Origin of the sequence: Streptomyces sp. NPDC085460 (assembly GCF_044541975.1) — a bacterium.
GTDB lineage: Bacteria > Actinomycetota > Actinomycetes > Streptomycetales > Streptomycetaceae > Streptomyces.
In genome coordinates this window covers 1-3169 of record NZ_JBITTO010000026.1, presented here as the reverse complement: position 1 = coordinate 3169, position 3169 = coordinate 1, and the positions used below count along the sequence as shown (strand labels likewise).

Sequence of the window (3169 nt, the reverse complement as noted above, 5' to 3'; positions counted from 1 at the left end):
GCCGACCACCTCATGAGCAAGCACTCGAACGCGCTCGTGATCCTGGTCGACCTGGACGACTTCAAGGCCATCAACGACACCCACGGCCACGCCGCCGGCGACACGGTCCTGATCGCCACCGCCGACAGGCTCACCGCCTGGTGTGGCCGGTACGGAATCGCCGCCCGCCTCGGCGGTGACGAGTTCGCCGCCATCGTCACCGACCCCGCCCGCACCCCCGGCCTCGCCGAGCTCCGGGCCGCGCTGGACGAGCCGGTCACCCACTGCGGGCATGTCCTGCCGGTCTCGGCTTCGGTCGGGCACTGCCACCGCGACGACATCGCGGTCCCGGTCCTGACCGACGCTCTCTCGGCCGCCGACGCGTCGATGTACGCGGTCAAGGGACGCGGCAGGCGCAACACACGCTAAGCGGCCCCCGGGGCGGCCTCGGTCGCCAAACTTCCGCCGCCCCGGGCGCCATCAACCCCATTCCAGATCCACCGGACCCGAAAGGGAGCACTCATCATGCCTGAGAACACCCCCGCCCGGCGCGTCTGCCGCGACTGCGACGGCTTCCCCGTCGTCCACATCACCACCGGCAACGTCACCCCCGACGGCCGGCGCCACACCCTCGCCGCCACCTGCCCCGCCTGCAAGGGCACCGGCACCCGCACCAACCGGGCCACCCTCGCCCCGGCCGGGCGGTGATCGACATGGACAACATCTCGGTCAGCAGCCACCTCAGGGCGGACACCCGAACCCGCGTCACCTCGTACCCCGACCACTCCCGCCCCTTCGTCAGCCTCCGCATCGAGGGCGACGCCATCGAGATCGCGCTCCTGTGCTCCCACGGTTCGGCCGACGCCTTGCGCACCCTCGCGACCGCCGCGACCGAAGCCGCCGCCGCCCTCGACGCCCTGACCGTCGACGCGAAGGAGGAGACCGGACGTGAGTGACCTGACCCCGACCTCCTCCAGCCCCGGCCTGCACGTCAGCAAGCCGTCCCCCTCCGAGCCGGCCACCGCGTCCGCCGTCTGCCACTGCGGCGCCTCCGCCACCGCCAAGGGTGACGCTCAGGTCGGTGCCCTGGTCGCCGGATGGAACACGAACCACGGCTCCGCCCACAGCCGGGGAGGCGCTGCGTGAACGCCTCGCCCCGGGTCCTGGACCTGTTCTCCTGCGCCGGCGGTGCCGCCATGGGCTACCACCTCGCCGGATTCGCGGTCGACGGCTGCGACATCGCCCACCGCCCCAACTACCCCTTCGCCTACCACTACGGCGACGCCCTCGACCACCTCACCCACCTGATCACCACCGGCGAGATCGAGCGCTACACCCTCGTCCACGCCTCCCCGCCCTGCCAGGCCAGCTGCACCATCACCGTCGGCACCAACGCCTCCCAGGGCTGGGGCAACGCCCACGTCGACCTCGTCGCCCCGACCCGCGAACTCCTCGACGCCACCGGCCTGCCGTACGTCATCGAGCAGCCCAACGGCCGCGCCGCAATCCGCAAGGACCTCACCCTGTGCGGCGAGATGTTCGGCCTCGGCGTCCTGCGGCACCGCAACTTCGAACTCGGCCGCTGGTCCACCCCCAAGCCCACCCACCCCCGCCACCGGGGCTACGTCCGTGGTCACCGCCACGGCATCCGGCGTGAGGGCCCCTACGTGGCCGCGTACGGCAAGGGTGGCGGCAAAGCCACCGTGCCCGAGATGCAGCAGGCCATGGGCATCACCTGGACCGACGTCCACGCCGAGCTGACCGAAGCGATCCCGCCCGCCTACACCCGCTGGATCGCCACCGCCTTCCTCACCGCCCGACAGGAGGTCCTGGCGTGATCGACTCCGCCCTCGCGGCGGGCCTGGACCCGGCCACCCTGAGCGACCTGCTCCGGGTGGCCGGGTCCCCCGGCTTCGACCGCCTCACCGAACAACTCCGCCGCACCGGCGGCTGCACCGCCCCCATCCGCCTCACCGGCGGCACCAAGCTCCTCGACCCCGCCACCCGCACCGTCATCCACGCCTACACCACCGACGCCGAACCCGGCGGCGTCCTCCGCGTCGCCTGCGGCAACCGCCGCGCCTCCCGCTGCCCGGCCTGCGCCTGGACCTACGCCGGCGACACCTACCACCTCATCCGCGCCGGCCTCACCGGCGATCCGGCCAAGGGGACTCCGGAGACGATCCGTGATCACCCGCGGGTGTTCGCCACGCTCACCGCCCCGTCCTTCGGCCCGGTCCACAACCGCCCCGGCACCCGCCCCTGCCGCTGCGGAATCCAGCACGCCGAGGACGCCCCGGAGCTCGGCACCCCGCTCGACCCGTCCTCGTACGACTACGCGGGCGCGGTGCTGTGGAACAACCACGCCTCCGAGCTGTGGCGATACTTCACGATCTACCTCCGCCGCGAGATCGCCGCCCGCGCCGGCCTCACCCAGAAAGCCGCCCGCGAACAGTCCCGCGTCTCCTTCGGCAAGGTCGCCGAGTACCAAAAACGCGGCGCCGTCCACTTCCACGCCGTCATCCGCTTCGACGGCCCCGACGGACCGCACACCCCGCCCCCGCACTGGGCCACCCTCGACCTCCTCACCGACGCCATCCACGCAGCCGCCACCCGCGCCCGCGTCACCGTCGACGCCGCCCCGGACCACGGCATCGCCCAGGACCTCGTCCTCACCTGGGGCACCCAGCTCGACGTGCAGCCCATCGGTGCCTTCGGCCAGGGCGAGGAACTGACCGAACAGGCCGTCGCCGCCTACGTCGCCAAGTACGCCACCAAGGCCGCCGAGACCACCGGCACCGTCAACCACCCCGTCGGCAACAAGGAAGCCCTCATCCTCCTCGCCGTCCCCGACCACCCCCGGCGCCTGATGGAAGCCTGCATGGACCTCGACGCCGCATACCCGGACCGCCGCCTGCGCGCCTGGGCCCACATGCTCGGCTTCCGCGGCCACTTCTCCACCAAGTCCCGCGCCTACTCCACCACCCTCGGCGCCTTACGCCAGGTACGCGCCGACTACCGCGCGCAGCAACAGCGAACCGCCCTCGGCCTGCCCGACCCCGACGAGCACCCGGAGTCCACCCTCCTCGTCGTCGCGCACTGGGCCTACGCCGGCCACGGCGCCACACCCGGCGAGTCCTGGCTCGCCGCCAACATCCGCCGCGACATCCAGCACAACCGCGAACACGCC

Annotated in this window: 6 protein-coding genes; all 6 read left to right on the top strand. The window is 72.6% G+C overall.

The annotated features are described in order from the left end of the window. Positions 1 to 408: GGDEF domain-containing protein (locus ACIGHB_RS34245; protein ID WP_399918745.1), on the top strand; the 408-nt coding region annotated here is incomplete at its 5' end. 96 nt (positions 409 to 504) lie between these two features. Then, entirely contained in the window at positions 505 to 687 is a 183-nt protein-coding gene (locus tag ACIGHB_RS34240) for a hypothetical protein (protein WP_399918743.1), read from the top strand. A gap of 5 nt (positions 688 to 692) precedes the next feature. Then, positions 693 to 935 carry a hypothetical protein gene (locus tag ACIGHB_RS34235; RefSeq protein WP_399918741.1) on the top strand — a complete coding sequence of 81 codons (243 nt, stop codon included), beginning with the start codon at positions 693 to 695 and terminating at the stop codon, positions 933 to 935. Further along, the gene (locus ACIGHB_RS34230) at positions 928 to 1125 is read left to right on the top strand and encodes a hypothetical protein (RefSeq protein WP_399918739.1); all 198 of its coding nucleotides are present in this window, start codon (positions 928 to 930) and stop codon (positions 1123 to 1125) included. Before ACIGHB_RS34235 ends, ACIGHB_RS34230 begins: the two co-directional genes overlap by 8 nt. Next, positions 1077 to 1817, top strand: a complete 741-nt coding sequence (locus tag ACIGHB_RS34225; protein ID WP_399918737.1) for a DNA methylase — start codon at positions 1077 to 1079, stop codon at positions 1815 to 1817. Before ACIGHB_RS34230 ends, ACIGHB_RS34225 begins: the two co-directional genes overlap by 49 nt. Next, a partial coding sequence (gene repSA / locus ACIGHB_RS34220; RefSeq protein ID WP_399918735.1) for a replication initiator protein RepSA occupies positions 1814 to 3169 on the top strand: 1356 nt, incomplete at its 3' end. The genes ACIGHB_RS34225 and repSA, both read left to right, overlap by 4 nt.

What these genes read in the sequence shown, in the direction of transcription:
- ACIGHB_RS34235 (WP_399918741.1), top strand. Translation starts at nt 693, where the DNA reads ATGGACAACATCTCGGTCAGCAGCCACCTCAGGGCGGACACCCGAACC.
- ACIGHB_RS34225 (WP_399918737.1), top strand. Translation starts at nt 1,077, where the DNA reads ATGGAACACGAACCACGGCTCCGCCCACAGCCGGGGAGGCGCTGCGTG.
- ACIGHB_RS34240 (WP_399918743.1), top strand. Translation starts at nt 505, where the DNA reads ATGCCTGAGAACACCCCCGCCCGGCGCGTCTGCCGCGACTGCGACGGC.